Origin of the sequence: Burkholderia sp. 567, from assembly GCF_040545115.1 — a bacterium.
Lineage (GTDB): Bacteria > Pseudomonadota > Gammaproteobacteria > Burkholderiales > Burkholderiaceae > Burkholderia > Burkholderia ambifaria.
On record NZ_JBEPLG010000004.1, the window covers coordinates 74,114 to 99,927 of the forward strand.

Consider the following 25,814-nt stretch of genomic DNA (forward strand, 5'->3'; position numbering starts at 1 on the left):
GCGCAAGACCGCGGGCCGCTTCACGCCGCACCGGGGGCGGCCGAAATGACAAGCGGTTGAAAAATCGTCGGGGCGGACCCGGACCCGCCCTGCGCAACAGTGCGTGCGGCGGGCCACCACCGCTCACCGTGGCGCATGCGTATCCTCGTCGTCGGGGAAAAAGCGGATGTCCGTTAGTTGCGCAATGCCGTCGAGGTCCGGGAAGATGGTGCCGATGCTGACGCCGACGCCGGCCAGTTCGCGGCGGATCGCGCCGAAGCGCTCGCCCGGCACGACGATGCGGACGAGGCGCCCGGCCAGGTCCGGATCCTCGTCGAGCGGCGCGAAACCCTGCGCGTCGGCGTCGTAGCGGTGGATCGTGAACCAGCCGTCCTGCGCGGTAATCCTCGGCATCACGTGGCGCGGCCGGAACACCTTGGTGCGCGTCACCTGCAACGGCGCGTGGCGCTCGGCCGCGGTCGCGATGTCCTCGGCATCGTGTGACAGGCACCACACCGCGCCGTCCGCCCCGATGCCGTTCGCGCTCCTGACCGCGAACCACAGCGCGGCCAGCGCGTTGCCGGACCAGTCGAGCAGCCGCGTGCGCATCCCATGCTGCTGGGCCAGCGCGAGCCAGTCGCACGCATCGAGGTTCGGGGCCGGATCGAGATGCGGCAGCGCGCGCCGCGTGAATTCGTCGAGCATTTGCGCTTCCACGTCCGGCGACGCACGCTGACGCGCGATGCTCGGCACAAGCGGCCAGCCAGCGTTGCACTGCCCGCGAAACAGCCGCGAGGCCGTGGTACCGTGCGCCGCGCCGATCGCGGCCATATAGTCGGCGACACTGTCGATCGTGTGGTCCATCACGCGTCGTTCACGTCCCATGCTGCACACCCTTGCACACCGTCATCGTTCGGGTTCGCAGCCGATATCGCCACGAACCTTGTCGCGAAACACCCGGTACGACCGCCACCCGCACAGCGGCAGCGCGGGCAGCATGACAGCGCTGCCGGTCGTCCGGAACGCCTGCGATCTCCGCGCGGCCGCCACCGATCACGGCGTGCGCGACCTCGCCTGCATCGCCGCCGGCGCTCACGGCGCCGCGCCGTGCTCCTTCTGCCAGCGCCCCATCAGCGCGATCTCGTCGCGCTGCGCGGCGATGATGCGGCGCGCGAGCTTGCGCAGCGTCGGATCCTTGCCGTGTTTCAGCTCGACCTGCGCCATGTCGATCGCGCCCTGGTGGTGCGGCGTCATGTGCGCGACGAAATCGCGATCGGCGTCACCGGTGTACGGCGCGTTTTCCATCGCTTCCATCATCCGGTGGTCCGCGCGCTTGTACGCTTGAGTCGGCGTGTCGGCGACGGCCGCGGGGGCCGGCGGGCGCAACTGGCCCCACGCCGGCAGCGCGGCAACGGCCGCGACCAGCAGCGCGCAGGCCGCGCAGTGCCGGGGTTTGCGCATCGGGCGGCGAGTGAACGGATTCATGTCGTGACTCCTCGAAAGTTGAACGGCAAATGCGCGCGGCGCGGCGAACGGAGACCGTCTACCGCCACCGTGCGCGCGCATGTGCGTCGCCGCGCGCGACGAGCGCGCGGATGCGATCGGCGGTGCGGCACGCGATCGCCTGGATCGTCAGCGACGGGTTCACGCCGCCGACGGTCGGAAACACCGAGCCGTCGCAAACCCACAGGTTCGGGATGTCCCAGCTGCGGCAATCGCCGTCGACGACGCTCGTCGCCGGGTCGTCGCCCATCCGCACGGTGCCGGCGAGGTGACAGGTGTCGTCTTCTTCGTGCCAGATGTCGCGCGCGCCGGCGGCTTCGAGCGAGCGCGCCATCTGCGCGAACGCATGACGCATCATCCGGTGGTCGTTGTCGTCGTACGAATAGGTGACGCGTGCGATCGGCAGCCCGAACGCGTCGCGCTCGTCGGCGAGCGTGACACGGTTGCCGGCGCGCGGCAGCGTCTCGCCGACGATCTTCAGGCCGGCCTGGAAGTTGTAGCGCGCCATCTCGCGCTCCAGCGCGTCGCCCCACAGCCCGCGCCCGGCGAGCTTCCGCGCCCATTCGATCGGCAGCGGCCCCTGGCTCATCCAGCAATAGCCGCCGAAGAAGTCCTTGCCTTCGTCCACGTAGTTCCAGTGCTCGGTGAGCGACAGCGACGGCGGCCCCTTGTACCAGCGCACCTCGTCGTCCATCGTCCCCCACGACGCCTGGTTCAGCTGCGCCATCAGGTAGCGGCCGACGAGGCCCGAGCTGTTCGCGAGCCCCTGCGGATGGCGTCCGTTCGCGGACAGCAGCAGCAAGCGCGGCGTCTCGATCGCGTAGCCGGCGACGACGACGTTGCGCGCGCGCTGGAAATGCGTGCGGCCGTCGCGCTGATAGTGCACGCCCGTCACGCGATCGCCCGCCGCCTCGATCCGCAGCGCCATCGCGAGATCCCGCACTTCGGCGCCGGCCGCGACCGCGCGCGGAATCCACGTGACAAGTGCGCTCTGCTTCGCGTTGGTCGCGCAGCCGCTGATGCAGAAGCCGCGATACACGCACGGATGCGCGCGACCGCGCGGCGCGGACAGCGTCGCGAGCGGCGTCGGCGTCCAGTCGATGCCGAGCGCGTCGGCGCCACGCGCGAGCACGAGCGCGGCCGCGTTCAGCTCATGTGCGCGGTACGGATAGCGCGGGCGCGGCGGGCCCCACGGGTAGCTCACCGGCCCGCTGATCTTCAGCGCCTGCTCGACCTCGCGGTAGTAGCGCCACATCTCGCGCCAGTCGAGCGGCCAGTCGACGCCGTAGCCCAGCGCCGTGCGCGAGCGGAACCACTCGGGCCGAAAGCGCAGCGACACCATCGCGAAATGCACAGTGCTGCCGCCGACCGCGCGGCCGCTGTTGTTGGTGCCGAGCGTCAGCGGATCGGCGCCGTCGCAGATCCGCTCGTCGGTCCAGAACAGCTTGTGCTGGTGCGACTCGTCGGACGCGAATTCCTCGAGCGGCCGCCACCATGCGCCCGCGTCGAGCGCGACGACCGAGAAGCCGTGCTCCGCGAGCCGGCACGCGAGCGTGCCGCCGCCGGCGCCGGTGCCGACGATCACGAAGTCGACCGGATCGTCGTCGCGGAACATCCGCATCGGCGACCAGCCGCCGACGCGCAGCGGATCGGGCGCGCGGCCGTCTCGGCCACGCGGGCTGGCGGCGGACAATGCGTCGTCAGCGGCCATCGCGATCGCCCTCCCCGTCCACCCGCGCTTCCCACGGGTCGCGCCGGTTGAAATCCATCCGCACATAGCCACGCGGGCTCGCCGGGCCGCCGAAGCCGATCTCGTTCCACGCGAACGGATGGCTGTAGTACGCGCCGCACAGGTCCATCAGCACGCGCTTCGCGAAGAACGTGCGCGGATCCATGCCGGCCCATGCGGATTCGACTTTCGGGTCGATCCTGCCTTGCTGGACCGTGTGCAGCAGCGCATCGGCGTCGTTGCCGTCGAGCGATGCGAACGGACGGTCGTGCGCATGGCGCGCCATCGCATCCAGCGCCGCGAGGCCAATCTGCCAGGCGGCGCGCAGCGGCGGCAGCCTTGCGTCGCGATACCCGTCGCCTTCGTCGGACGCGAGCCGTGCGTCGAGCAGCGCGGCGGTCGGCACGACGCCGACGCCGACGCCGCCGTGCGGCTGCGGCACGATGCGTGCGCACAGCGCGGTCAGCGTCGCGAACCGTTCCGCGTCGAGATGGCGCGGCGCGGCCGCGGCGACGCGCAGCCGTGCATCGATCGCGCGGCGCGTCGCGTCGTTCCACGACGGTGTATCGCGCTTCGCGAGCACGTCGTAGCGGGAATAGCGCGGCAGCGCGAGCGGCTTGTCGTTCACGTGCTTCATCGCGCCTCCCGTTCGGCGAGCGCGGTCGCGGCGAGGCCGGCGATCGCGAGCGCGGTGAAGCTTGGCGGCGCGGGCAGCGGCGGCCCCGACAACACGTTCTGCGACCAGTTGCGCCAGCCGCCCATCTGTCGCGCGACGCCGCGCGCATGGAACGCGACGCCGACGATCCCGAGCACGGCCGTCGCGCGCATCCACCAGCGGCACAAGCGCCGGTCGCGGGACGGGCTCGACAGCGCGAGCTGCGCGGCCGTCAACGCGGCCACCGGCGGCACGACGAGCGGCGCGAACATCGCGCGATGCTGGAACGCGCCGCGAAAATGCAGCAGCCCGACTTCGCCGAGCGTGCCGACGAGCCCCGCCGCGACGAGCCCGGCCAGCGCGCGGCCGGCCGGCAATCCGCCGAGGCGCGGCGCATCGGCCGGACACGCGCGCAGCCGCTCGCCGGCCGCGCCGAGCATGCCCGACAGCAGCAGCGCGAACGGCGCGCCGACCGGTGCACCGTAGAACAGGTTGTGCCAACTAAGGCCGCCCGGCCGTTTCGTCACGTTGTACACGTGGAACGCGGACCCGACGACGCCGACGGCGGCCGACGCGACATGCACTGCGTCGCGCAGCCGGTGGCGCTCCGGCGTGTCGTCCGCATGGCCGTGCACGCTCGCGAGCACCGACAGCGTCGACGACACCAGCGGCGCGAGCATCGCGCGGTTGTGAAAGGTGCCGCGATAGTGTTCGACGCCGCTGTCGGCGAGCACCGACCCGGCGAGCAGCAGCGCGCTGCGGTTCAGCAGGCGCGCTGCATCGGCCAGCAACCTTTCCTGCTCGGTCGTGCGGTGGCTGGGGTGTCGCATCGGTCCTCCTTGCTCGTGGCGGCGCCCTGCCGCCGGATGCATTCAGATCGCGAATTCCGCGACGTCGGCCTCGCGCAACGCGAGGCCGAGCCCGGGGCGCGCGGCATCGATCTCGAGTGCGCCGTCGACGAGTGTCGGCGCGCCGTCGAACATCATTCGCTCGATCCGCACGTGATCGTGGAACCACTCGACGTGGCGCATGCGCGGCGCGACGCAGCCGACGTGCCGATGCAGCGCCGGCGCGCAATGCGCGGACAGGTCGACGTGATGCGCATCGGCCAGCGCGGCGGCCGCGAGAAAGCCGCTGACGCCGCCGCAGCGCGTCGCATCGGCCTGCAGCACGTCGACCGCGCGGCCTTCGAGCAGGCGCCGGAAGTCGTCGGGCGTATACGCGTACTCGCCGGCCGCGACGTCGACGCGCGCGCCGACGTGCTCGCGCACGAAGCGCAGACCGTCGATATCGTCGCTGCTGACCGGCTCCTCGAACCAGCGGATCGCGCAATCGCCCACCTTCTCCGCAAACGCGAGCGCGGTGCGCGCCGCATACGCGCCGTTCGCGTCGACGAACAGGTCGACGTCGGGGCCGAGCGCGTCGCGCGCGACCCGCACGCGCGACGGATCGCGTGCATCCTGCGCGCCGATCTTGATCTTGCACGCGCGGATGTGTTCGTTGCGCCAGCCGTCGAGCTGCGCGGCGAGCGTCGCATCGTCGTAGGTCGTGAAGCCGCCGCTGCCGTACACGGGCACGCGTTCGCGCACGCGGCCGAGCAGGATCGCGAGCGGCACGCCCGCGAGCTTCGCCTTCGCATCCCACAGCGCGACGTCGAGCGCGGAGATCGCGGTCGCCGCGACGCCGGCGCGCCCGACGTTGCGCACCGCGCGCCACAGCGCGTCGACGGCGGCCGGGATATCGACGAGCGGCCGCTCGCGCAGCACGTCGGCCAGCATCGACTTCGCGAGCAGCGCTGCGCTCGCATCGGTGTACGTATAGCCGAGCCCCGTCACGGGCCCTGCTTCGACCTCGACGACGACGATCGTCGTCGCGTGCCATGCGTAGGTGCCGTCGGCTTCGGGCCGGTCGGTCGGCACGCGGTAGGCGCGGGCGCGCACGTCGTCGATCGCCGGCGCGTCGGAAAGTGCCATCGTTGCGCTCCGGATTGCTTGCCTTTTGCTTGCAACGCCCGCGTGCAACGCCCGTGCCCGACGCGATCGCGCGGCACGCGCCTTGCGCGAGCGCCCGACAGCGCCGCGCAGGAGAATCGCCCGCGCGCGGAACTTCGGCTCATCCGGAACCAAGGAGAAACGGCATGGCGACAGTGGCGGATTTCATCGTCGAACGGCTGTACGACTGGGGCGTGCGCCGCGTGTACGGCTACCCGGGCGACGGCATCAACGGCTTTTTCGGCGCGCTCAGCCGGGCCGAGGGCAAGATCGAATTCATCCAGGCGCGCCACGAAGAGATGGCGGCCTTCATGGCGTCCGCGCATGCAAAATTTACAGGCGAGCTCGGCGTGTGCGTCGCGACGTCCGGCCCCGGCGCCACGCACCTCGTGACCGGCCTGTACGACGCGCGGCTCGACCACATGCCGGTGCTCGCGATCGTCGGCCAGCAGGCGCGCGCGGCGCTCGGCGGCCACTATCAGCAGGAAGTCGATCTGCCCGCGCTGCTCAAGGACGTCGCGGGCGCTTTCGTCCAGCTTGCAGTGGTGCCCGCGCAGGTGCGCCATCTGGTCGACCGCGCGGTGCGCATCGCGCTCGGCGCGCGCACCGTCACCGCGCTGGTGCTGCCCAGCGACCTCCAGGAGCTCGACTACGCGCCGCCGAAGCGCGCGCACGGCACCGTGCATTCGGGGGTCGGCTATACGCCGCCGAAGGTGGTGCCGTACGCGGACGACCTGCAGCGCGCGGCCGACGTGCTCAATGCGGGCAAGAAGGTCGCGATGCTGGTGGGCGCGGGTGCGCTGCACGCGACCGACGAGGTGATCGCGGTGGCTGACCGGCTCGGCGCGGGCGCCGCGAAGGCGCTGCTCGGCAAGGCCGCGCTGCCGGACGACCTGCCGTGGGTGACGGGCTCGATCGGGCTGCTCGGCACCAAGCCGAGCTACGAACTGATGACCGAATGCGACACGCTGCTCGTCGTCGGCTCCGGCTTCCCGTATTCGGAATTCCTGCCGAAGGAAGGCCAGGCGCGCGGCGTGCAGATCGACCTGAAGGCCGACATGCTGAGCCTGCGCTATCCGATGGAGGTGAACCTCGTCGGCGACAGCGCCGAGACGCTGCGCGCGCTGCTGCCGCTGCTGAAGGAGCGCGGCGACACCGGCTGGCGCGACCGGATCGCGAAATGGAATGCGGACTGGCGCGAAACGCTGGCCGCGCGCGCGGCCGCGAAGGCGAGCGCCGGGCGCGGCGTGAATCCGCAGCGCGCGTTCACCGAGTTGTCGTCGCGGCTGCCCGACGACGTGATCCTGACGAGCGATTCGGGCTCGTGCGCGAACTGGTATGCGCGCGACCTGATGATGCGGCGCGGGATGATGGGCTCGCTGTCGGGCGGGCTCGCGTCGATGGGCGCGGCGGTGCCTTACGCGATCGCCGCGAAGTTCGCGTACCCGGTGCGGCCGGTGATCGCGATGGTCGGCGACGGCGCGATGCAGATGAACAACATGGCCGAGCTGATCACCGTCGCGAAGTACTGGCGGCAATGGCCCGATTCGCGCTGGATCTGCATGGTGCTGAACAACGAGGACCTGAACCAGGTCACGTGGGAGCAGCGCGTGATGGAAGGCGACCCGAAGTTCGACGCGTCGCAGCAGATTCCGAACGTGCCGTATTCGCGCTTCGCGACGCTGCTCGGGCTGAAGGGCATCTACGTCGACGATCCGGAACAGCTCGGCGCCGCGTGGGACGAGGCGCTGGCTTCCGACCGCCCGGTCGTGCTCGAGGTGAAAAGCGATCCGGAGGTGCCGCCGCTGCCGCCGCACGTGACATTGCAGCAGGCGAAGCACTTCGCCGAGACGCTGGTGAAGGGCGACCCGCGCGAAGCGAACGTGATCGTCGAGACCGCGCGGCAGGTGTTGTCGGCCGTGCTGCCGGGCAATGGCGAACATGCTGGCAAGGGGGGCAAGAAGGAGTCGTAGCGGGGGATGGGCGGCGGCGCGGCGCGGTGCCGCCCGTCGCGTCCAGTGCGAGGCAGCGCGCGAGAACGTCCCGCTCGTCAGTGCGTCAGCGCGTCAGTGCGTCAGTGCGTCAGTGCGTCAGTGCGTCAGTGCGTCAGTGCGTCAGTGCATCAGCGCGGCAGAGCATCCCGCGCGTCAGCACCTCAGCACCTCAGCACGTCAGCACATCAGCGCTCAGCGCATCAGCCGATATCCACGTCGTCCCTTCCGTCGCCCTGCAGCGCGAGCGCCGCGTTGATCAACCCGACCTGCGCGAGCGTAAACGGGAAATTTCCGCACAGGCGCCGCGCGTTCACGTCGTATTCCTCGGCCAGCAGCCCCACGTCGTTGCGCAGGCTCAGCAGCCGTTCGAACAGCGCGAGCGCATCGTCGTCGCGGCCCTGCATCCGGTACACCTGCACGAGCCAGAAACCGGCCGTGACGAACGCGCCTTCGTCGCCTTCGCAGCCGTCGTTGAAAGGCTGCGGCCGATAGCGGAACGGCAGCCCGTCCTCCAGCAATTCCCGCTCGATCGCGGCAACCGTGCCGACCACGCGCGGATCGCACGCGTCGAGCATCCCCGTCAGCGGAATCAGCAGCAGGCTCACGTCGAGCCCTTCGCCGTCGTAGCGCTCGACGAACCGGCCGAGTTGCTCGTGGTAACCGCGTGTGCACACATCGTCGCGAATCGCATCGGCCCAGCGCTGCCACACGTCGAGCGGCGCGTGATGACCGAACGCGCGCGCCGAGCGGCACGCGCTTTCGACCGCCGCCCAGACCATCACCTTCGACGACGTGAACAGGTGCCGGCCGCTGCGCACTTCCCAGATCCCTTCGTCGGGGTCGCGCCAGACCGTCGCGAGATGCTCGATGAGCCGCCGCTCGAGCATCCACGCGTCGTCGTCGGGCGGTAAACCGTGCCGGCGCGCATGGTACAGCGCGCCGAGCACCTCGCCGTACACGTCGAGCTGCAGCTGCAGGGCCGCCGCGTTGCCGAAGCGCACCGGTTGCGCGCCTTCGTAGCCGGCCAGATGCGGGGCGGTCCATTCCGCCGCGCGACGGCCGCCGTCGGCCGCATACAGCACCTGCAATTGCGACGGATGGTCGGCGATCGCGCGCACCAGCCAGTCGCGCCAGCGCGCGGCCTCTTCACGGTAGCCGCAGCGCACCAGCGCGCGCAGCGTGAAACTCGCGTCGCGCAGCCAGCAGAACCGGTAATCCCAGTTGCGCTCGCCGCCAAAACGTTCGGGCAACGAAGTGGTGGGCGCCGCGACGATGCCGCCGGTGCGCAGGCTCGACAGCAGCTTCACCGTGATCAGCGCACGCTCGATCGCGTCGCGATACGGGCCTTCCGCCGTGTTGCACTTCACCCAGCCGCGCCAGAACGACTGCGTGTCGCGCACCGACGCGTAGGCGTCCGGCACGACCGGCGGCCGGTCGTACGAACGCGCGTAGCTGATCGCGAAATCCACGCGCTCGCCCGCCGCGATGCGCTGCGCGCCGACGAGCCGGTCTTCCTGCACGTCGAGCTGCATCTCGGTATCGAGCCACATCGCATCGCCGCCCGTCATCATCCGCCAGCGCCGGCCGAACGGACGGCACCACGGCAGCGCGTGGCCGTAGTCGAAGCGCACGCCGAGATCGACGTCGATCTCGACCGTGCCGCGCTCGCCGCGCACGCTGCGGATCAGGCACGGATCGGCCGTATTCCAGCTCATCCAGTCGAGGATCACGATGCAGCCCGACGATGTTTCGAAAGTCGTCTCGAGAATCGCGGTGCCGGGCAGATAGCGGCGCACCGCGCGTGCATGCGCGTCGCGCGGCGCAATGCGGAAGCGGCCGTTGTCGGGCGTGCCGATGAGTGCGGCGAAGCATGGCGGCGAGTCGAAGTCCGGCCAGCACAACCAGTCGATGCTGCCGTCGCGCGCGACGAGCGCGGCACTGCGGCCGTCGCCGATCAGCGCGTAGTCCTCGATCCGCATCGCGCTCACCGGTCCAGCTTGCGCGCGGCGACGAAACCCGCCGCGAGCACCGCGAAGACCGCCGCGAACGCGAACGCGCGCGACGTGCCGAGCCCGGCCTCGGCGCCGGTGCGGCGCGCTTCGGCGGTGAACGCGCCGCGCGTCGCATGGCCGGCCGGCACGGTATGCCATAGATTCGACTCGCGCGGCCCGGCCGGCGTCGCGCGTTGCTGGCCGCGCACGGCGGTCAGCGCGAGATAGCGGTCGAAGCAGCCGGGCGCGAACGCGTTCGCCGCGATCGCGGCGAGCGACGACCAGCCGACCCAGCGCTCGCGGCACGGACGACGCGCGGCCTGCACGATCGCGTCGGCCGCCACTTCCGGCGCATAGACGGGTGCGACCGGACGCGGCGCATTCGGCAACGTGGATTGGGCCCAGTCGAACTGCGGCGTGTCGATCGCCGGCAGTTGCACCATCGTCACGTGCACGCGGCTGTGCGCATGCAGCAGCTCGCAGCGCAGCGCGTCGGTGAAGCCGCGGATCGCATGCTTCGCGCCGCAGTACGCCGACTGCAGCGGGATCGACCGGTACGCGAGCGCGGAGCCGACCTGCACGATCGTGCCGCGATTGCGCGGCGCCATCCGCGCGAGCGCCGCGCGCGTGCCGTACACGCAGCCCAGGTAAGTGACTTCGGTCACGCGTGCATAGTCTTCCGGCGAAATTTCGTCGAATGGCGCGAACACGGTCACCATCGCATTGTTGACCCACACGTCGAGCGGGCCGAGTTCGTTCTCGATGCGTTCGGCGGCCGCATCGAGCGCGGCGGCGTCGCTGACGTCCACCGCGATCGGCAGCGCTTCGACGCCATACGCGCGCACTTCGGATGCGGTGTCGTCCAGCGCGCGCGGATCGCGTGCGAGCAGCGCGACGTTCGCGCCGAGCCGCGCAAACGCGTGCGCAGTCGCGCGGCCGACGCCGGCGCTCGCACCGGTGATCGCGACGGTCTTCACGGTCGATTCCTCCCGCTGTTTCAGGGTGGCCCGCACGCCAAGGGCTGCTTGCGCATTGCGTGCCGGAACGCGATCGGCGTAGCAAGCGGCATGCCGCGCGGCGTGCGGGCCTTGCAATCGGGGCGCGGGCGGTGAACGGTCGCCCAATTTACAAGCCGGCTGTAACGCGCCGGACGTTGCGCATGCAATCTCCGAACCATGCGCAGACGCGCGCAGCGCGCACGGAAATTGCTGCGCCGCGAACGGTTTGTGGTCATGCCGTCGAATCCGGCAAGGAGTCGCGTTGCCCGTTCCACCGTTCGCCCAAGCGCGCCGTATCGCGTGCCTCGCTTCCGTCGCAAGCCTCGTCGCGCCGGCGGTCGCGCGTGCGGCCGGTGAACTGGGGAAAGCCACCGCCGGGCCCGCCGGACCGCTGCCGCTCGCGTACGTCGCGCATGCGGCAGGCCCCGCCGCGCGGCCGGTGTTCGTGCTCGGCTGGGCGCTCGTCGCACTGTGCACGTTCGTGTGCATCGCGATTGCGGTGTTGCTGCTGATCGCGATATTTCGCCGCCGCGCGCAGGCAGATGGTGCGCCGCGCAGCGGGCTGGCGATCGTGACGGTCGGCTCCGCGATCTCGATCGTGCTGTTGTTCGCCGCGCTCGTGTACATGCTGCGCGTGCTCGGCGTGGTCGCGGCGCCGCCGCGCCCGCCGGCGCTGACGATCGTCGTGACCGCGCACGACTGGTGGTGGGCGGTCCGTTATCCGGACGACGCGGGCGGCCCCGCGTTCGTCACCGCCAACGAGATCCACATCCCGGTGGGCGAGCCCGTCGCGATCGAGCTGAACAGCGCCGACGTAATCCATGCGTTCTGGGTCCCGCAACTGGCCGGCAAAACGCAGACGATTCCCGGCCAGACCAACCATCAATGGCTGCAAGCCGACCGGCCGGGCGTCTATCGCGGACAGTGCTCGCAATACTGCGGCGCGCAACACGCGCACATGGCGTTCGAGGTCGTGGCCGAGCCGCCCGACGCGTTTCGCGCATGGCTCGCCGCGCAGCGGCAGCCGGCGAGTGCCCCCGCGGCCGGCGCCGAGCAGCGCGGCCGGCGCGTGTTCGCCACGCGCTGCGCGGGCTGTCATGCGGTGCGCGGCACCGACGCGGCGGGCGACGCGGGCCCCGGCCTGTCACATCTCGGGTCGCGCCGGCTGCTCGCGGCCGGTACGCTCGACAACACGCCCGAGAACCTGCGGCGCTGGATCGCGCACGCGCAGCAGATCAAGCCGCAGACGCTGATGCCGTCGTTCGCGCTCGCGCCGCGTGACGCCGACGATCTCGCCGCCTATCTCGCGACGCTGCACTGAACGGAGGATCACGAATGGCCGTTGCCCACGACACGCCCACGGCGCCCACCGCGCTCAGCCGCGTGCCCGACCTCGGCGACGCGCCGCCGGGCTCCGCGCACGAGCGCGCGCTCGCCGCGCTGTGGGAATCGGAACCCGGCTGGCGCGGCTGGCTCGGCACGGTCGATCACAAGCGCATCGGGCTGCGCTACATCGTCACCGCCTTCGCGTTCCTGCTGCTCGGCGGCGTCGAGGCGCTCGTGATGCGCATCCAGCTCGCGCGGCCGAACGCAACGGTGCTCACGCCCGCGCAGTACGACGCGCTGTTCACGATGCACGGCGTCACGATGATCTTCCTGTACGCGCTGCCGGTGCTGTCCGGCTTCGCGAACTATCTGTGGCCGCTGATGCTCGGCTCGCGCGACATGGCGTTCCCGCGGCTCAATGCGTTCTCGTACTGGGTGTTCCTGTTCGCCGGGCTGTTCCTGTATGCGAGCTTTCCGCTCGGTGCGGTGCCCGACGGCGGCTGGTTCAACTACGTGCCGCTCACGTCGCTCGACTACAGCGCCGGCGCGAACATCGACATCTATGCGCTCGGGATGATCCTGCTCGGCATTTCGACGACCGGCGGCGCGGCGAACTTCGTCGTCACGCTGCTGCGCATGCGCGCGCACGGGATGTCGATCGACCGGCTGCCGATCATCGTATGGGGCACGCTGACCGCATCCGTCGCGAACCTCGTCGCGGTGCCGTCGGTGAGCCTCGCGTTCCTGCTGCTGTGGCTCGACCGCAATGCCGGCACGCACTTCTTCGATGTCGCGAACGGCGGCCGGCCGCTGCTGTGGCAGCACCTGTTCTGGATGTTCGCGCACCCGTGGGTGTACGTGGTCGTGCTGCCCGCGATGGGGATCGTGTCGGACGCGCTGCCGACCTTCTGCCGGCGGCCGCTCGTCGCGTACGAGGCCGTCGCGGTGTCGACGGTCGCGACGATGCTGATCGGCTTCGAGGTGTGGGTGCACCACATGTTCGCGACCGGCATCGCACCGCTCGCACTCGCGTTCTTCGGCGCGGCGAGCATGCTGATCTCGATCCCGAGCGCGGTCGCGGTGTTCGCGTGGCTCGCGACGATCTGGACCGGCCGGCCGGTGTTCCGCACGCCGTTCCTGTATTTCGCGGGCTTCGTGCTGATGTTCGTGGTCGGCGGCGTGTCCGGCGTGATGACGGCCGCGGTGCCGCTCGACTGGCAGTTGACCGACACGTATTTCGTCGTCGCGCACCTGCATTACGTGCTGCTCGGCATCAACGTGTTCCCGGTGCTCGGCGGCGTCACGTACTGGTTCCCGAAGTTCACCGGGCGGATGATGAACGAGCGCTTCGGACGCCTGACGTTCTGGGTCGTGCTGGTCGGCTTCAACCTCGGCTTCTTCCCGATGCACGTCGCCGGGCTGCTCGGGATGCCGCGCCGCATCTATACCTATCCGTCCGGAATGGGCTGGGACACGTCGAACCTGCTGACCACGATCGGCTCGTTCATTTTCGGCATCGGCATCGTGATGTTCGTCGTCAACGCGCTCGTCAGCGCGCGGCGCGGCGCGCGTGCCGGCGAGAATCCGTGGGGCGGCGCCGGGCTCGAATGGTCGGTCGCGTCGCCCACGCCCGTGTACAACTTCGCGGTACTGCCGCTCGTCGGCTCGCGGCATCCGCTGTGGGAAACCCGCGAGGATCCGAAGCGCACCAGCCTGCGGGTCGGCTACCGGCTCGCCGACGGCCGCGAGGCGCTCGCCGTCACGCCGCTCGCGGCGGCGCCCAGCGCGATCCTGAAGATGCCGGAGGACACCTGCGTGCCGTTCGCGCTGGCGCTGCTTGCCACCGCGGTGTTCGCGGCGATGCTGGCGCGCTCGCCGACGCTCGTCTGCGTGGCCGTCGCCGGGTGCGCGATCGCGACCGCCGTCTGGCTGTGGCCGCGCGGCACGCTCGGGCAGCGCGCGCACCTGCCGGCCCGCGACGACACGCAGGCGCCGTCGGCCGCGGCCGGCGCGCATCCGGACGAACCGTCGTCGGTCACGGCGCCGGCAGGCGCGCCGGCCGCGTGCGTCGAACCGCTGCCGGTCGGCAGTTGCGGCGAACGCGCGGGCGGCTGGTGGGGCGTCATCACGCTGATCGTGACCGAGGCCGGACTGTTCGGCTACCTGCTGTTCTGCTACTTCTATCTGCAATCGCAATCGTCCGCGCCGTGGCCACCCGAAGGGATGCCGAAGATCGGCCTCGCGGCCGGCAACACGGTCGTGCTGCTGTCGAGCAGCGGGTTCGTGTGGCTCGCCGAGCGCGCGGTGCGGGCCGGCAAGCGGCCGCGCGCGGTGGCCGCGCTCGCCGTCGCGCTGGTGCTCGGCATCGCGTTCGCGCTGGTTCAGCTGCACGAGTGGCGCGACCATCCGTATGGCCCGACCGTACACCTGTACGGCAGCCTGTACTTCACGATCACCGGCTTTCACCTCGCGCACGTGGTGGCGGGGCTCGCGATCCTCGCGCTGCTCGCCGGCTGGACGGCCGCCGGGTTCTTCAGCGGCGAGCGGCGCGTCGCGCTGACGGTCGGCGGGCTCTACTGGCACTTCGTCGACATCGTGTGGCTGTTCATCTTCACCGCGCTGTACGTGTCGCCGTACTGGCTCAGGAGGTCGGGATGAACGGCGCGCGACGCTCGTGGACGCCCCTGCTCGCGATCGCGGCCGGCCTGATCGGTGCGCCCGCGCTGTGGTTCGCGCAGATGCTCGCGTCCGAGACGCTCGCGTCGACCGCGTGCTATCCGCTCGGCGTCGCGCAGGCCGCGCCGCGCTGGGCGCACGTGGGCGTGTGGCTCGCGCTGATCGCCGCATGCGCGTTCGCGCTGGCGGCGGCGTTCGCCACCTGGCTCGTGCGCACGTGGCAACGCCGGCATGACGCCAACGTTCAGGCCGCGACGCGCGACGACAGCACGCGATTCCTCGCGCGCTGCGGGATGCTCGCCGCGCTCGGGTTCGTGATCGGTCTCGTGTTCACGGGCATCGTGTCGGCTTTCGTGGGGCCGTGCAGTCCATGGCGCTGATCTCGTTCGCTTCGTTCCGCTTTCCCGGGCGTGCGATCAGCGTCGCCCTTGCCGCACTCGCCGTACTCGCCGCTTGCGTCGCGCTCGCCGCGTGCGACATGCAGCGGGACGATCATCCTGCGTCCGCCGGCGATACGGCCGACGCCGCGTCGGCGGCGGAAGCGCCCGAACCCGCGTCGGGCTGGCGCTTCGTGCGGATCGGTGCGTCGGCGGCCGATGCCGGTGCGTCGATGTCGGCTCGCGTGAAGGAGGATCGCAGGCTTTCGGGGGCGCCTGCTGCGCAGGCGTCGGCGGTGTCGGCTGCGTCGGCTGCGTCGGCTGTGTCGGCCCCAACGCCCGCCGCGCCACCGGATGCGGCATCGGCCAAGGCGGCCCGACGCCCGACGGTCGCCGCTGCCGCCGCGAACGCCGACGCCGCGACGATCGCGCGCGGCCGCTACCTCGCGCTTGCCGGCGACTGCGCGGCCTGCCACGACGCGGCCGATCACACGCCCTACGCGGGCGGCCAACCGGTGAATTCGCCGTTCGGGCCGATCTATGCGCCGAACATCACGCCGGATCCGGCGCACGGAATCGGCCACTACACGCTGCAGCAGTTCGACGACGCGTTGCGGCGCGGCGTGCGCGCGGACGGCAGCCGGCTGTACCCGGCGATGCCCTACCCGTCGTTCGCGCGGATGACCGACGCCGACGTGCGCGCGCTCTATGCGTATTTCATGCGCGGCGTCGCGCCGTCCGCGAACGCGGCGAAACTCACGCGGCTGCCGTTTCCGTTCAACCAGCGCTGGGCGCTCGGGCTATGGAGCCTCGTATTCGCGAACCGCGACCGGTTCGTGCCGCAACCGTCGCAATCGGCCGAGTGGAATCGCGGCGCGTATCTGGTGCAGGGGCTCGGCCACTGCGGCGCGTGCCACACGCCGCGCGGGCCGGCCTACAACGAGCGCGGCTACGACGAGCGCAGCCCGGCGTTCCTGACCGGCGGCATCAACGATCACTGGTTCGCGCCGAACCTGACCGGCGCGGATGCGGACGGCCTCGGCCGTTGGACGATCGATGAGCTCGCCGCCTTCCTGCGCAGCGGCCATGCGGTACGCGGCGCGGTGTTCGGCGCGATGGCGCCGGTCGTCGAAGAGAGCACCGCGCTGCTCAGCGACGACGATCGTCGCGCGATCGCCGTCTACCTTAAATCGTTGCCCGCGCAACCGACTGCCGCGACGAACCCGCTGGGCGTCGGCGTCCCGCGGCTGACGGCCGCCGGGCCGCGGCCGGAAGGCGGTCAGCAGGCGCCGGGCGCCGGCGTGTATGCGGGGTTCTGCGCGCGCTGTCACGGCGCGGACGGCGCCGGCGTGCGCGATCACGGCCCGCCGCTCGCGGGCAATACGGCCGTGCTCGCGGCCGATCCGACGAGCGCAATCCGGATCGTCGTCGAAGGCGCGCGGCCGGCGCCCGGCACGAACGGCCCCGTGCAGCGGATGCCCGCGATGCGCGGCGCGCTGACGAGCAGCGAAATCGCGGCGGTGGTCAGCTACGTGCGCGGCGCGTGGGGGAATCGCGCCGCGCCGGTGTCGGAGCAGGAGGTGAAGCGGTTGCGGGCGGAGATTCATCGATGACGGCCATCGGCCGCATTCCGACGAAGTCACTACCGCATCGCCACCGCTTCCGATCCCGGCGCCTGCCACCCACCGCCGAGCGCCTTGAACGCCGCGACCGCCGCGCGTGCGGATTCGGTTTGCGCCTGCACGCGTTGGTCGGACGCGCGCAGCAGGTTTTCATCGGCCTGCAGCACCTCGATCAGGCTGACGACACCTTTCTGGTACGCCGCAAACGACGCGGCTCTCGCCCGGCCCAGCGAATCCACGCCGCCGCCAAGAACTGCAGCCTGCTCGTCGCGCTTGACGAGCGCCGAGAACGCGTTTTCGACGTCCTCCGTCGCGTGCAGCGCCGCGAGCCGATACGCGGCCAGCATTTCGGCATCCTGCCCTTTGGCCTGCGCGATCTGCGCATTGATCCGGCCGAAGTCGAACAGCCGCCAGCGCAGCCCGAGCACGCCCGCAGCCTGGTTCGCGCCGCCGGTAAACAGGTTGCCCGCGCCCAGCGTCGTCGCGCTGCCGATCAACCCGCTCAGCGAGAACTTCGGGTAATACTCGGCGATGGCCACGCCGATGCGCGCGTTCGCCGCCGCCACGCGCCGCTCGGCCACGATCAGGTCGGGCCGCCGCCTGAGCAGTTCACCGGGCGTTCCCGTCGCCGCGATCCGCGGCGCAACCGGCACGTCGCCGCCGTCGAGCAATTCCGCCCGATGCGTGCCGGGCTGCGAACCGAGCATCACGTCGAGCGCGTTCATCGCCGTGTCCAGCGCCGCTTCGAGCACGGGCACCGTCGCGCGAACCTGCGCGAGCGCGCCTTCGGCCTGCCTGACCTGAAGCTCCGCCGCGAGACCCTTGCCATACAGCAGGCTGATGGTCGACAGCAGATCCTGCTCGGTCTGCACCTGGTGCCGCGCGACCTTCAGCCGGCCCTGCAACCCGCGAATCGTGATGTAGATGTCCGCGGTTTGCGCGGCGACGGCAAGGCGCGTCGCCACCGCGCCGGCTTCCGACGCCTGGTAGTCGGCGAGCGCCGCTTCGCGGCCGCGGCGCAACCCGCCGAACACGTCCAGTTCCCAGCTCGCGTTGAAGTCGGCCTCATAGTCGCTGCCGTGACGGTCGAACCCCGGCGCCGAGTTCAGCACGCGTCCCAGCGGCGTTTCGACCGACTGGTAGACGCGCGCCGCCTGACCACTCACCTCGCCCGAAGGCAGCAGAGCCGCATTCGCCGCACTCAGCCCTGCGCGCGCTTGTGCGACGCGTGCCGCGGCCTGCGCGAGATCGAGGTTCTGCGCCAGGGCCAGCGTGACGTAGCGCGTCAGTTGCGGATCGCCGAACCCCGTCCACCACGTCGCGAGGTCGGCATCGGCGGCCGCGTGCCGCTGGTCCACGGCGGCCTGGCCCTGGAACCGCTGCGGCATCGCGACCTCCGGGTGCACGTAGTCGGGACCGACGGCGCAACCTGCCAACAGGACGGCAACAAGAACCGCGGCAACGACGGGTTTGGGTAGCATGACGGTTTTCGCAAGAATTCGATAGTGACTATAATACCAAATAGTCACTCGTTGTCCATCCTGTCGGCTGCAGCCCATGAAAAAAACCGCTTCTTCCCCGGCCCCCGCGCGGGGGCCGGCCGACCATGACGTCCGGGACCAGATCGTCGTTGCCGCCACCGAGCACTTCAGCCGGTACGGTTATGAAAAGACGACCGTGTCCGATCTCGCGAAGGCGATCGGCTTCTCGAAAGCCTATATCTACAAGTTCTTCGAGTCGAAACAGGCGATCGGCGAAATGATCTGCGCGAACTGCCTGCACGAGATCGAAACCGAGGTGCGCGCGGCCGTCGCCGAGGCCGAACTGCCCACCGAGAAGCTGCGGCGGATGTTCAAGGTCTTTACCGAAGCGAGCCTGCGGCTGTTCTTCCGCGACCGCAAGCTCTACGATATCGCCGCGTCGGCCGCCACCGGGAACTGGCAGTCGGTGCAGGCCTACGAAGCGCGCGTGCAGAAACTGCTGCAGGACGTGCTGCAGGCAGGCCGCCAAAACGGCGAGTTCGAGCGCAAGACGCCGCTGGACGAAACCGCGATGGCGATCTACCTGGTGATGCGCCCGTACCTGAATCCGCTGCTGCTGCAATACAACCTCGACACGACCGACGCCGCGCCCGCGCAGTTGTCGAACCTCGTTCTGCGCAGCCTGGCCCCGTGATACGTCACCGTTTGTGACTATTGACTATTTTAGTCACTCGATTCACAATGAAAGCCCCGAACACTTCGTCACTGGGTCTTTCATGGTCAGGCGTCGCCTCGCTCTCCTCGCAGTCGCTTCCGCATTGCCGCTCGCGCTAGCCGCGTGCAGCGGAAAAGCGCCTTCCGATCCGCGCACGGAAGCGCCGCTCGTGCGTACCGCCGTCGTGCAGGCGGCCGTTCCCGCGTCCCGCGCGTTTACTGGCACCGTCGCCGCCCGCGTACAGAGCGACCTCGGGTTCCGGGTCTCCGGCAAGGTGCAGGAGCGGCTCGTCGACGCCGGTCAAACCGTCCGGCGCGGCCAGCCGCTGATGCGGCTCGACCCCGTCGACCTGAAGCTCGCAGCCCGCGCACGCGACGAGGCCGTGACTGCCGCGCGGGCCCGCGCGCGGCAGACCGCCGAGGACGAAGCCCGCTACCGCGACCTGCGCGGCACCGGAGCGATATCGGCATCGGCCTATGACCAGATCAAGGCGGCGGCCGATGCCGCCAAGGCGCAACTGAGTGCCGCCGAGGCCGACGCGAACGTGTCGCGCAATGCGACGGGCTATGCGGAACTCGTCGCGGACGGCGATGGCGTCGTGATGGAAACCCTCGCCGAGCCCGGTCAGGTGGTCAGTGCGGGCCAGCCGGTGGTGCGGCTCGCGCACGCCGGCAGCCGCGAGGCCGTGATCCAGCTGCCCGAAACCCTGCGCCCGGCAATCGGGTCGAGCGCGCAGGCCGAGCTGTTCGGCAAGCAGGACGCGAGCGTTCCCGCGACGCTGCGCCAGCTTTCCGATACCGCGGATGCCAGAACGCGCACATTCGAAGCGCGCTATGTGCTGCAAGGTGCGTTGGCCGGCGCACCGCTGGGTGCGACCGTAACGATCCGGATCGCGGACGGCGCGCCGCAAGCCGGCCTGCAGGTGCCGATCGGCGCGCTGCTGGACGCCGGCAAGGGGCCCGGCGTGTGGGTCGTCGCAGGCGATCCGGCCAAGGTGGCGTGGCGGCCGGTCAAGCTCGAGCATCTGGACGACGACAGCGCCCGCGTGTCCGGCACGCTGAAGCAAGGCGAGCGCGTCGTCGCACTCGGCGCCCACTTGCTGCGCGAAGGCGAAACGGTCCGCGTGTCGCCGCAGGCCATCGCGGTCGCAAGCGAAGGAGCACGACCGTGAGCGAGCGCCGCTTCAACCTGTCGGCGCTCGCGGTGCGCGAGCGCGCGGTCACGCTGTTCCTGATCTGCCTGATTTCGCTCGCCGGGCTCGTGTCGTTCTTCAAGCTCGGCCGCGCGGAAGACCCGGCTTTCACGGTCAAGGTGATGACCATCGTCACCGCATGGCCCGGCGCGACCGCGCAGGAAATGCACGACCAGGTCGCCGAAAAGATCGAAAAGCGCATGCAGGAGCTGCGCTGGTACGACCGCACCGAAACGTACACGCGCCCCGGCCTGGCCTTCACGACGCTGACGTTGCTCGACAGCACGCCGCCGTCCGAGGTGCAGGAGCAGTTCTATCAGGCGCGCAAGAAGATCGGCGACGTGGCGAACGATCTTCCGTCGGGCGTGATCGGCCCGATGGTCAACGACGAATATGCGGACGTCACGTTCGCCCTCTTCGCGCTGAAGGCCAAGGGCGAGCCGCAGCGCCTGCTGGTGCGCGACGCGGAGACGCTGCGCCAGCGGCTGCTGCACGTGCCGGGTGTGAAGAAGGTCGACATCATCGGCGAGCAGGCGGAGCGCATCTATATCCAGCTGTCGCACGACCGGCTCGCGACGCTCGGCGTGAGCCCGCAGGACGTGTTCGCCGCGCTCAACGGCCAGAACGCGCTGACGCCGGCCGGCTCCGTCGAGACGCGCGGCCCGGAGATCTTCATTCGCGTGGACGGCGCGTTCGACAAGCTGCAGAAGATTCGCGACACGCCGATCGTCGCGCAGGGCCGCACGCTGAAACTGTCGGACATCGCCACCGTCGAGCGCGGTTACGAAGACCCGTCGACGTTCCTGATCCGCAACAACGGCGAACCCGCGCTGCTGCTGGGCATCGTGATGCGCGACGGCTGGAACGGGCTCGACCTCGGCAAGGCCCTCGACCACGAGGTCGGCGCGATCAATAGCGGGCTGCCGCTCGGCATGAGCCTGACCAAGGTGACCGACCAGTCCGTGAACATCAGCTCCGCCGTCGACGAGTTCATGGTCAAGTTCTTCGCCGCGCTGCTCGTGGTGATGCTGGTGAGCTTCGTCAGCATGGGCTGGCGCGTGGGGCTCGTCGTCGCCGCGGCCGTGCCGCTGACGCTCGCCGTGGTGTTCGTCGTGATGGCCGCGACCGGCAAGAACTTCGACCGCATCACGCTCGGCTCGCTGATCCTCGCGCTCGGCCTGCTGGTCGACGACGCGATCATCGCGATCGAAATGATGGTCGTGAAGATGGAGGAAGGCTACGACCGCGTGGCCGCGTCAGCCTATGCGTGGAGCCATACGGCCGCGCCGATGCTGGCCGGCACGCTGGTGACCGCGGTCGGCTTCATGCCGAACGGCTTCGCGCGCTCCACCGCGGGCGAATACACCAGCAACATGTTCTGGATCGTCGGGATCGCGCTGATCGCGTCGTGGGTCATCGCGGTGGCCTTCACGCCGTACCTCGGCGTGAAGATGCTGCCGAACTTCAAGAAGTTCGAAGGCGGTCACGATGCGATCTACGACACGCCCCGCTACAACCGCTTCCGCCAGTTGCTGACGCGCGTGATCGCCCGCAAATGGCTGGTCGCCGGTTCGGTCGTCGGCCTGTTCGTGCTCGCGATTCTCGGCATGGCGATCGTCAAGAAGCAGTTTTTCCCCATCTCCGATCGCCCCGAGGTGCTGATCGAGGTGCAGATGCCGTACGGCACGTCGATTTCGCAGACCAGCACCACCACGTCGAAGGTCGAGGCATGGCTCGCCAGACAGAAGGAAGCGAGGATCGTCACCGCGTATGTCGGCCAGGGTGCGCCGCGTTTCTATCTGGCGATGGGGCCGGAGCTGCCCGATCCGTCGTTCGCGAAGATCGTGGTGCGCACCGACAGTCAGAAGGAACGTGAGGCATTGAAGGCGCGACTACGAAAAGTCATCGCCGACGGCCTCGCGCCCGAGGCGCGCGTGCGCGTGACGCAACTCGTGTTCGGTCCGTATTCGCCGTTCCCGGTGGCCTACCGGATCACGGGCCCCGATCCGGACACGCTGCGCGGCATCGCGACCGACGTTCAGCGCGTGATGACCGGCAGCCCGATGATGCGCACGGTCAATGCCGACTGGGGCACGCGCGCGCCGACGATGCACTTCACGTTGCAGCAGGATCGCCTGCAGGCGGTCGGATTGACGTCGGGCGCGGTCGCGCAGCAACTGCAGTTCCTGCTCACCGGTGTGCCCGTCACGGCGGTGCGCGAGGATATTCGAACCGTGCAGGTGATCGCGCGTTCGGGCGGCGATACGCGGCTCGACCCGGCGCGGCTCGACGACTTCACGCTCGTCGGCGCGAACGGCCAGCACATTCCGCTGTCGCAGGTCGGCAAGGTCGACGTGCGCATGGAGGAGCCGATCATGCGCTGGCGCGATCGCGTGCCGACTGTCACCGTGCGCGGCGACATCGCCGATGGCTTGCAGCCGCCCGACGTATCGGCCGCGATCACGAAGGCGCTGCAACCGATCGCCGACAAGCTGCCGAGCGGTTACCGGATCGAGCAGGCCGGCTCCATCGAGGAATCGGGCAAGGCGACCGCGGCGATGCTGCCGCTGTTCCCGATCATGCTCGCGATCACGCTCGTCATCATTATCTTCCAGGTGCGCTCGATCTCCGCGATGGTGATGGTGTTCCTGACGAGCCCGCTCGGGTTGATCGGCGTGGTGCCAACGCTGATCCTGTTCGGGCAGCCGTTCGGCATCAACGCGCTGGTCGGGCTCATTGCGCTGTCGGGGATCCTGATGCGCAACACGCTGATCCTGATCGGGCAGATCCATCAGAACGAACTCTCGGGGCTGGACCCGTTCCATGCGGTCGTCGAAGCCACCGTACAGCGGGCCCGCCCGGTCATCCTGACCGCGATGGCCGCCGTGCTCGCGTTCATTCCGCTCACGCATTCGGTGTTCTGGGGAACGCTTGCATACACGCTGATCGGCGGCACGTTCGCCGGCACGGTCCTCACGCTGGTGTTCCTGCCGGCGATGTATGCGATCTGGTATCGAATCCGGCCCGGCCATGCCGCCGGTTCGCGCCGTGGCGAACACGAGGCGTCGCTTCCCGAACCTACGCTTGCACCCGCGCTCGACGCGCGCGATTGATACCCAGCCCGTTCATCGTATCGAAGGAAGCAGCCATGTCGAACCCCACCGTTGTCGTCGTGACTGGCGTGTCGTCGGGCATCGGGCGCGCCGCCGCCGAGAAGTTCGCGAAGCGCGGGTGCCGCGTGTTCGGTTACAGCACCGCCACCGCCTTGATCTCGACGATATAGCCCGGCGAACCGCCCAGCATGTGCGCACCGACCGCCGTCCACGCAGGCCGCGGATGCGCATGGAAATAACGGTCGCGCACCTGCATGAACAGCGGCAGGTCGCGCATGTCAGTATGGAAGGTCGTCAGGTCGACCACATCGTCGAGCGAAGCGCCGCCGGCCTCCAGCACGCGCTTCAGGTTCTCGAACGCCTGCACGATCTGCGCTTCGCGGCCTTCCACCAGTTGCATCGCGGCGTCACGGCCGATCTGGCCGGACACGTAGACGGTATCGCCGACCTTGATCGCCGGTGCATAGCCGATTTTTTCGTACACGGCCTCCATTCCGGCCGGAATGATCGCTTCGCGTTCGCGCATGAGTGTCTCCGTGGCCGGGCTCGCGGCGCCGGCCGATTAGGTGAGTGTCGGATAGCGTGCCCGCACGGCTGCGGCGTGTGCACGCATGAAGCACGGTTCGGCAAGTGGTGCGCCGCTCAACCCGTATCGCCGCCCGCGACCGGCAGCACCGTGCCGGTGATGTAGCTCGCTTCGTCGGACGCGAGGAACAGGATCGGCGCGATCTGTTCGTCGAGGCTGCCGTAGCGCTTGAAGAACGTCGAGTCGGTCACCTGCCGCACCGCTTCGGCCATCCACGCCTGTTCCTGCTCGCTGTCGCCGGCCGCATTGCGCGGCACGCGGCGCGGCGGCGCCGCGGTGCCGCCGGGCGCGGTCGCGACCACGCGGATGTTGTGCTCCGCGTATTCCATCGCGAGCGCCGCCGTCAGCGCATTGACGCCGCCCTTCGCGGCCGAGTACGGCACGCGGCGAATCCCGCGCGTCGCGTTCGACGACACGTTGACGATCGTGCCGCCGCCCCCCGCTAGCAGATGCGGTAGCACCGCGTGGCAGCTGTAGAGCGTCGGCATCAGCGAGCGGCGGATTTCCGCGTCGATCTGCGCGGGCTCGAACTCGGCGAACGGCCGCATCCGGATCGCGCCGCCGACCCCGTTGATCAGCACGTCGATCCGGCCGAACGTCGCGACCGCGAACGCCATCGCCGCGTGCGCGCCATCGTAGGTCTCGAGATCGGCGACAAAGCCGGCCGTGTTGCCGCCCGGCGCTTCGGCGGCCACCTCGGCCACGAATTCCGCGCGATCGACGAACAGCACGCGGCCGCCCTCGGCCGCCGCGCGCAGCGCGACGCCGCGGCCGATGCCCTGCGCCGCGCCGGTGACGACGACGACCTTTCCGGAGAATCGTTGCATGGTCATGCCGCCTTTGCCGTCGTCACGTTCGGGGTGAACTTCTCGTAGTGGAAGCTGTTGGGCTTCACGCCCTGGTCGTCGAAGTACTGGCGCACCGCATCGACCATCGGCGGCGGCCCGCACAGGTAGACGTCCACGTCGCCGTCGTTCAGCGCATCGGCCGGAATGTGCTGCGTGACCCAGCCCTTGCGCGCATGGCTCGATGCCGCATCGGCGACGACCGTCGCGAAGCTGAAGTTCGGCAGCTTCGCCGCATACGCTTCGATCGCGTCGACCAGCACCAGGTCGAGATCGCGCGTCACGCCGTAGATCAGGTGCACCTTCTGCTGCGAGCCGCTGCGCGCGAGCACCTCCAGCATCGACAGGAACGGGGCGAGGCCCGTGCCGCCCGCGAGGAACAGCAGCGGCCGCGCGACGTCGCGCAGGTAGAAGCTGCCGAGCGGCCCGTTCAGCTCGAGCGTGTCGCCGGGCGCCGCCGATTCGAGCCACGTGCTCATCACGCCGCCGGGAATCTTCTTGATCAGAAATCCGACCTTCGTGTCGCCCGGCGCGGACGAGAATGAATACGACCGGTACTGGCCGCTGCCCGGCACGCCGATGTTCACGTACTGGCCCGGCAGGAACACCGGCGCGGCCGCGTCGACGTCGAGCTCGAGCACGATCGCCGCATCGTTGTGCGGCTCGACCCGCGTCACGGTCGCGGCAAACGCGCTGTGGCCGGTCTTGCACGCGACCGACGAGGTCGGCACCGCGATCACGCAATCGCTTTGCGGCACCATCTGGCACGTCAGCACGAGGCCGCCGTCCTTCTCGTCCTCGGTGAGCGCGGCGTCGATGTAGTCGTCGCCGAGGTCGTAGCTGCCGCTTTCCGCGCGGCACTTGCAGGTGCCGCACACGCCGTCGGAGCAGTCCATCGGCAGGTTGATCTTCGCGCGAAACGCGGCGTCGAGCACCTTCTCGCCGGCCTTGCAGTCGATGAAGCGGGTGACCCCGTCCTCGAAGTTCAGTGCAATCTTGTAGGTGGACATGACCTCGTCTCCCTCGGTTACTGTCGAAACA

At 69.9% G+C, this 25,814-nt stretch carries 20 protein-coding genes and 1 pseudogene; 9 read left to right on the plus strand and 12 right to left on the minus strand.

Going from position 1 to position 25,814, the window contains the following annotated elements:
• Positions 1–123: 123 nt before the first annotated feature.
• The 6 genes from ABIC50_RS13780 to ABIC50_RS13805 all read right to left on the minus strand — a co-directional run bounded on the left by ABIC50_RS13780 (position 124) and on the right by ABIC50_RS13805 (position 5,839).
• Complete coding sequence (locus ABIC50_RS13780) at positions 124–864, minus strand: FRG domain-containing protein (protein WP_175745646.1); 741 nt, start codon at positions 862–864, stop codon at positions 124–126.
• Between the two features lie 207 nt (positions 865–1,071).
• On the minus strand, positions 1,072–1,464 hold the full coding sequence (gene copM, locus ABIC50_RS13785) for a CopM family metallochaperone (protein WP_354164643.1): 393 nt from the start codon (positions 1,462–1,464) through the stop codon (positions 1,072–1,074).
• A 58-nt stretch (positions 1,465–1,522) separates the two neighbouring features.
• Positions 1,523–3,193 carry a GMC family oxidoreductase gene (locus ABIC50_RS13790; protein WP_354164646.1) on the minus strand — a complete coding sequence of 557 codons (1,671 nt, stop codon included), beginning with the start codon at positions 3,191–3,193 and terminating at the stop codon, positions 1,523–1,525.
• Complete coding sequence (locus tag ABIC50_RS13795; protein ID WP_354164649.1) at positions 3,183–3,848, minus strand: gluconate 2-dehydrogenase subunit 3 family protein; 666 nt, start codon at positions 3,846–3,848, stop codon at positions 3,183–3,185. The genes ABIC50_RS13790 and ABIC50_RS13795 overlap by 11 nt, the downstream gene beginning before the upstream one ends.
• Entirely contained in the window at positions 3,845–4,696 is an 852-nt protein-coding gene (locus tag ABIC50_RS13800; protein ID WP_354164652.1) for a hypothetical protein, read from the minus strand. The genes ABIC50_RS13795 and ABIC50_RS13800 overlap by 4 nt, the downstream gene beginning before the upstream one ends.
• A gap of 42 nt (positions 4,697–4,738) precedes the next feature.
• Complete coding sequence (locus tag ABIC50_RS13805; RefSeq protein WP_354164655.1) at positions 4,739–5,839, minus strand: enolase C-terminal domain-like protein; 1,101 nt, start codon at positions 5,837–5,839, stop codon at positions 4,739–4,741.
• Positions 5,840–6,003: 164 nt separating this feature from the next.
• On the opposite strand from ABIC50_RS13805, the gene ABIC50_RS13810 reads away from it, so the two are divergent.
• Positions 6,004–7,830, plus strand: a complete 1,827-nt coding sequence (locus ABIC50_RS13810; RefSeq protein WP_354164658.1) for a thiamine pyrophosphate-requiring protein — start codon at positions 6,004–6,006, stop codon at positions 7,828–7,830.
• A 221-nt stretch (positions 7,831–8,051) separates the two neighbouring features.
• On the opposite strand, the gene ABIC50_RS13815 is transcribed toward ABIC50_RS13810, so the two are convergent.
• Positions 8,052–9,830 carry a glycoside hydrolase family 15 protein gene (locus tag ABIC50_RS13815; RefSeq protein WP_354164661.1) on the minus strand — a complete coding sequence of 593 codons (1,779 nt, stop codon included), beginning with the start codon at positions 9,828–9,830 and terminating at the stop codon, positions 8,052–8,054.
• A 5-nt stretch (positions 9,831–9,835) separates the two neighbouring features.
• Positions 9,836–10,819, minus strand: coding sequence for an SDR family oxidoreductase (locus tag ABIC50_RS13820; RefSeq protein ID WP_354164662.1), 984 nt, complete (start codon positions 10,817–10,819; stop codon positions 9,836–9,838).
• 283 nt (positions 10,820–11,102) lie between these two features.
• Here ABIC50_RS13820 and coxB point away from each other — a divergent pair, with 283 nt between their 5' ends.
• The 4 genes from coxB to ABIC50_RS13840 are packed head-to-tail and all read left to right on the plus strand — an operon-like array spanning position 11,103 to position 16,832.
• The gene (coxB, locus tag ABIC50_RS13825; RefSeq protein WP_354164665.1) at positions 11,103–12,161 is read left to right on the plus strand and encodes a cytochrome c oxidase subunit II; all 1,059 of its coding nucleotides are present in this window, start codon (positions 11,103–11,105) and stop codon (positions 12,159–12,161) included.
• Positions 12,162–12,175: 14 nt separating this feature from the next.
• The gene (gene ctaD / locus ABIC50_RS13830; RefSeq protein WP_354164667.1) at positions 12,176–14,824 is read left to right on the plus strand and encodes a cytochrome c oxidase subunit I; all 2,649 of its coding nucleotides are present in this window, start codon (positions 12,176–12,178) and stop codon (positions 14,822–14,824) included.
• Positions 14,821–15,222, plus strand: coding sequence for a cytochrome C oxidase subunit I (locus tag ABIC50_RS13835; protein ID WP_212072006.1), 402 nt, complete (start codon positions 14,821–14,823; stop codon positions 15,220–15,222). Before ctaD ends, ABIC50_RS13835 begins: the two co-directional genes overlap by 4 nt.
• Positions 15,213–16,832, plus strand: coding sequence for a c-type cytochrome (locus ABIC50_RS13840; RefSeq protein WP_354164669.1), 1,620 nt, complete (start codon positions 15,213–15,215; stop codon positions 16,830–16,832). Before ABIC50_RS13835 ends, ABIC50_RS13840 begins: the two co-directional genes overlap by 10 nt.
• Positions 16,833–16,861: 29 nt before the next feature.
• On the opposite strand, the gene ABIC50_RS13845 is transcribed toward ABIC50_RS13840, so the two are convergent.
• Positions 16,862–18,322, minus strand: coding sequence for an efflux transporter outer membrane subunit (locus ABIC50_RS13845; protein ID WP_354164672.1), 1,461 nt, complete (start codon positions 18,320–18,322; stop codon positions 16,862–16,864).
• 76 nt (positions 18,323–18,398) lie between these two features.
• On the opposite strand from ABIC50_RS13845, the gene ABIC50_RS13850 reads away from it, so the two are divergent.
• The 4 genes and pseudogenes from ABIC50_RS13850 to ABIC50_RS13865 form a co-directional block, all read left to right on the plus strand.
• Positions 18,399–19,016, plus strand: a complete 618-nt coding sequence (locus ABIC50_RS13850; protein ID WP_006753846.1) for a TetR/AcrR family transcriptional regulator — start codon at positions 18,399–18,401, stop codon at positions 19,014–19,016.
• Positions 19,017–19,098: 82 nt separating this feature from the next.
• Entirely contained in the window at positions 19,099–20,208 is a 1,110-nt protein-coding gene (locus ABIC50_RS13855; protein ID WP_354164674.1) for an efflux RND transporter periplasmic adaptor subunit, read from the plus strand.
• Entirely contained in the window at positions 20,205–23,342 is a 3,138-nt protein-coding gene (locus tag ABIC50_RS13860) for an efflux RND transporter permease subunit (protein WP_354164677.1), read from the plus strand. The genes ABIC50_RS13855 and ABIC50_RS13860 overlap by 4 nt, the downstream gene beginning before the upstream one ends.
• A 35-nt stretch (positions 23,343–23,377) precedes the next feature.
• Positions 23,378–23,476, plus strand: a pseudogene (locus ABIC50_RS13865) (SDR family NAD(P)-dependent oxidoreductase); the annotation flags it as partial.
• Here the strand turns inward: ABIC50_RS13865 and ABIC50_RS13870 are convergent.
• The 3 genes from ABIC50_RS13870 to benC all read right to left on the minus strand — a co-directional run bounded on the left by ABIC50_RS13870 (position 23,476) and on the right by benC (position 25,783).
• Positions 23,476–23,868, minus strand: coding sequence for a RidA family protein (locus tag ABIC50_RS13870; RefSeq protein WP_175679518.1), 393 nt, complete (start codon positions 23,866–23,868; stop codon positions 23,476–23,478). The pseudogene ABIC50_RS13865 and the gene ABIC50_RS13870 sit on opposite strands and share 1 nt — an antisense overlap.
• 116 nt (positions 23,869–23,984) lie before the next feature.
• A complete protein-coding gene (benD, locus tag ABIC50_RS13875) occupies positions 23,985–24,761 on the minus strand; it encodes a benzoate diol dehydrogenase BenD (RefSeq protein ID WP_175704675.1) in 777 nt (258 codons plus the stop codon).
• A complete protein-coding gene (gene benC / locus ABIC50_RS13880; RefSeq protein ID WP_354164679.1) occupies positions 24,758–25,783 on the minus strand; it encodes a benzoate 1,2-dioxygenase electron transfer component BenC in 1,026 nt (341 codons plus the stop codon). The genes benD and benC overlap by 4 nt, the downstream gene beginning before the upstream one ends.
• Positions 25,784–25,814 lie beyond the last annotated feature (31 nt).

What these genes read in the sequence shown, in the direction of transcription:
- ABIC50_RS13780 (WP_175745646.1), bottom strand. Translation starts at nt 864, where the DNA reads ATGGGACGTGAACGACGCGTGATGGACCACACGATCGACAGTGTCGCC.
- copM (WP_354164643.1), bottom strand. Translation starts at nt 1,464, where the DNA reads ATGAATCCGTTCACTCGCCGCCCGATGCGCAAACCCCGGCACTGCGCG.
- ABIC50_RS13790 (WP_354164646.1), bottom strand. Translation starts at nt 3,193, where the DNA reads ATGGCCGCTGACGACGCATTGTCCGCCGCCAGCCCGCGTGGCCGAGAC.
- ABIC50_RS13795 (WP_354164649.1), bottom strand. Translation starts at nt 3,848, where the DNA reads ATGAAGCACGTGAACGACAAGCCGCTCGCGCTGCCGCGCTATTCCCGC.
- ABIC50_RS13800 (WP_354164652.1), bottom strand. Translation starts at nt 4,696, where the DNA reads ATGCGACACCCCAGCCACCGCACGACCGAGCAGGAAAGGTTGCTGGCC.
- ABIC50_RS13805 (WP_354164655.1), bottom strand. Translation starts at nt 5,839, where the DNA reads ATGGCACTTTCCGACGCGCCGGCGATCGACGACGTGCGCGCCCGCGCC.
- ABIC50_RS13810 (WP_354164658.1), top strand. Translation starts at nt 6,004, where the DNA reads ATGGCGACAGTGGCGGATTTCATCGTCGAACGGCTGTACGACTGGGGC.
- ABIC50_RS13815 (WP_354164661.1), bottom strand. Translation starts at nt 9,830, where the DNA reads ATGCGGATCGAGGACTACGCGCTGATCGGCGACGGCCGCAGTGCCGCG.
- ctaD (WP_354164667.1), top strand. Translation starts at nt 12,176, where the DNA reads ATGGCCGTTGCCCACGACACGCCCACGGCGCCCACCGCGCTCAGCCGC.
- ABIC50_RS13835 (WP_212072006.1), top strand. Translation starts at nt 14,821, where the DNA reads ATGAACGGCGCGCGACGCTCGTGGACGCCCCTGCTCGCGATCGCGGCC.
- ABIC50_RS13840 (WP_354164669.1), top strand. Translation starts at nt 15,213, where the DNA reads ATGGCGCTGATCTCGTTCGCTTCGTTCCGCTTTCCCGGGCGTGCGATC.
- ABIC50_RS13845 (WP_354164672.1), bottom strand. Translation starts at nt 18,322, where the DNA reads ATGCTACCCAAACCCGTCGTTGCCGCGGTTCTTGTTGCCGTCCTGTTG.
- ABIC50_RS13850 (WP_006753846.1), top strand. Translation starts at nt 18,399, where the DNA reads ATGAAAAAAACCGCTTCTTCCCCGGCCCCCGCGCGGGGGCCGGCCGAC.
- ABIC50_RS13855 (WP_354164674.1), top strand. Translation starts at nt 19,099, where the DNA reads ATGGTCAGGCGTCGCCTCGCTCTCCTCGCAGTCGCTTCCGCATTGCCG.
- ABIC50_RS13870 (WP_175679518.1), bottom strand. Translation starts at nt 23,868, where the DNA reads ATGCGCGAACGCGAAGCGATCATTCCGGCCGGAATGGAGGCCGTGTAC.
- benD (WP_175704675.1), bottom strand. Translation starts at nt 24,761, where the DNA reads ATGACCATGCAACGATTCTCCGGAAAGGTCGTCGTCGTCACCGGCGCG.
- benC (WP_354164679.1), bottom strand. Translation starts at nt 25,783, where the DNA reads ATGTCCACCTACAAGATTGCACTGAACTTCGAGGACGGGGTCACCCGC.